The sequence below is a fragment of the Pseudomonas sp. 05N434 genome (assembly GCF_056396965.1).
Genome location: NZ_JBFTMK010000764.1, coordinates 1 through 1800 on the forward strand (window position 1 = coordinate 1; position 1800 = coordinate 1800).

Annotated in this window: 1 protein-coding gene and 1 pseudogene; one reads left to right on the forward strand and one right to left on the reverse strand. The window is 56.9% G+C overall.

Translation table 11 applies throughout. The annotated features are described in order from the left end of the window. Window positions 1-839, forward strand: a pseudogene (locus AC1DLB_RS29075) (dermonecrotic toxin domain-containing protein); the annotation flags it as partial. 111 nt (window positions 840-950) lie between these two features. Here AC1DLB_RS29075 and AC1DLB_RS29080 read toward each other — a convergent pair. Continuing rightward, window positions 951-1800, reverse strand: an 850-nt coding sequence (locus AC1DLB_RS29080; protein ID WP_477786196.1) for an efflux RND transporter permease subunit, incomplete at its 5' end; no start/stop codon positions are given.

Below are 1800 nucleotides of genomic sequence, written 5' to 3' on the forward strand. Positions count from 1 at the left end.
GTCGCAAGCGGGTCATCAAAACCGCCAAGGGCACTCTGATCGGCGATATTCGCCCCCGCGTGGCTAACCAGGGCGGAGACATTGTTGATATCAACGGTCCACTCGAAGATGCACCACTGGCTTCGTTCCATGAACATGAACCGAATGTCTGGGTAGAAATGATCGAGGTCAGGCAGCCCGCACCCAAGGCCTCCGCGCACTCCTACGCACAGCTCAAAGGGGATGCCCGCAAGGCCATCGCCAATGTCGACAAGCAGGTAAGGAAAATCGAGGGTTACGCGCAACGCGCAAGCTCACCCAAGGAAATTGAAGAACAATTGCAACGCGAAGCACAAAAGCTGACCGGGTATGCCGAGGGTCTGGAACACCATGAGGCCCCCTCGCCAAACCGGGAACAAGATGCCTCGTTAATCCGCGATTTACGCGATCACGCGCGAGCCCTCGACAGTAAGGCATCGGAACTGCGCATCCGCATGACACTGGCCCAGCCCCCCAGCAGTGAGGGTGTGGAGTTTCTGTTACGGTGCAAGGAGGTTTACCCACGCATGATCGGTAATCGCGTACAACTGAAAACCGGACGTAAAGACTTCATGCAGGAGTACGTCCTGTTGAACAAAGACGATCAACCCTGGGGGTACGCGCATTTCCACTATGAGCGCTTCGATGATGCCAAGACGCAATATACCCAGGCCCATCTGAAAACCAGGGAACAACGCTTCGAAACCTACGAATCGGCGATGGCCAAGGCTACAGATCCGAAACAGAAAATCGATATCCACCGCGGGATCATCAGCAAGGAACTGGCCAACAGTGCATTCCTGACGCTACAACCACGCTGAGTGATTCGGTCCCTGTCTAGTCCTGAAACAGGTGTAAACCTTATTCAGGACTAGACACCCCCATAAAAAAAGCCGCAACCTGAGTTGCGGCTTTTTGGGTCAGGCTGACGCCTAGTGAGCAAACAGCGAGTTGCCCTTCTGCCCCGCCAGTTTCTCTGGCTTGATCAGGAACCGTGCCAGCGCCGGCAACAGCCACAACGCGCCAAACATGTTCCAGAGCAGCATGAAGGTCAGCATCAGGCCCATGTCGGCCTGGAACTTGATCGCCGAGAAGATCCAGGTGCACACGCCGATTGCCAGGCACAGACCGGTGAACAACACAGCTTTACCGGTGGATTTCAGCGTCTGGTAGTACGCCTCTTGCAGCGACAGACCGGCACGCAGGAAGCTTTCCAGGCGACTGTAGATGTAGATCCCGTAATCCACGCCGATCCCCACCCCGAGTGCCACCACTGGCAAGGTCGCCACTTTCACACCGATGCCCATGAACGCCATCAGTGCGTTGCCGAGCACCGAGGTCAGCACCAGCGGCAGCACGATGCACAAGGTCGCCGCCCAGGAACGGAAGGTGATCATGCACATGGTCGCGACGCAGATATACACCAGCACCAGAATCGTCAGTTCGGAACGCTTGATCACWTCGTTGGTGGCGGCCTCGATCCCGGCGTTACCGGCCGCGAGGAGGAATTCCAGGCCTTCCTTGTTGTTGTCCTTGGCGAAGTCCTGCACCGCATGAACCGCGCGATCCAGGGTTTCGGCCTTGTGATCGTTGAGGAACACCAGCACCGGCGCCAAAGAGCAATTGTTGTTGTACAGACCATCGGCACGGGCGATGGAGTTGTTCAGCACGTCCGGATTGCGCGACAGGGTTTCCCATTTCAGGTTGCCCTCGTTCATGCCCTTGATCATTTGCTTGGACACGGTCACCAGCGAGATCGCCGACTGCACGCCCTCGGTGTTC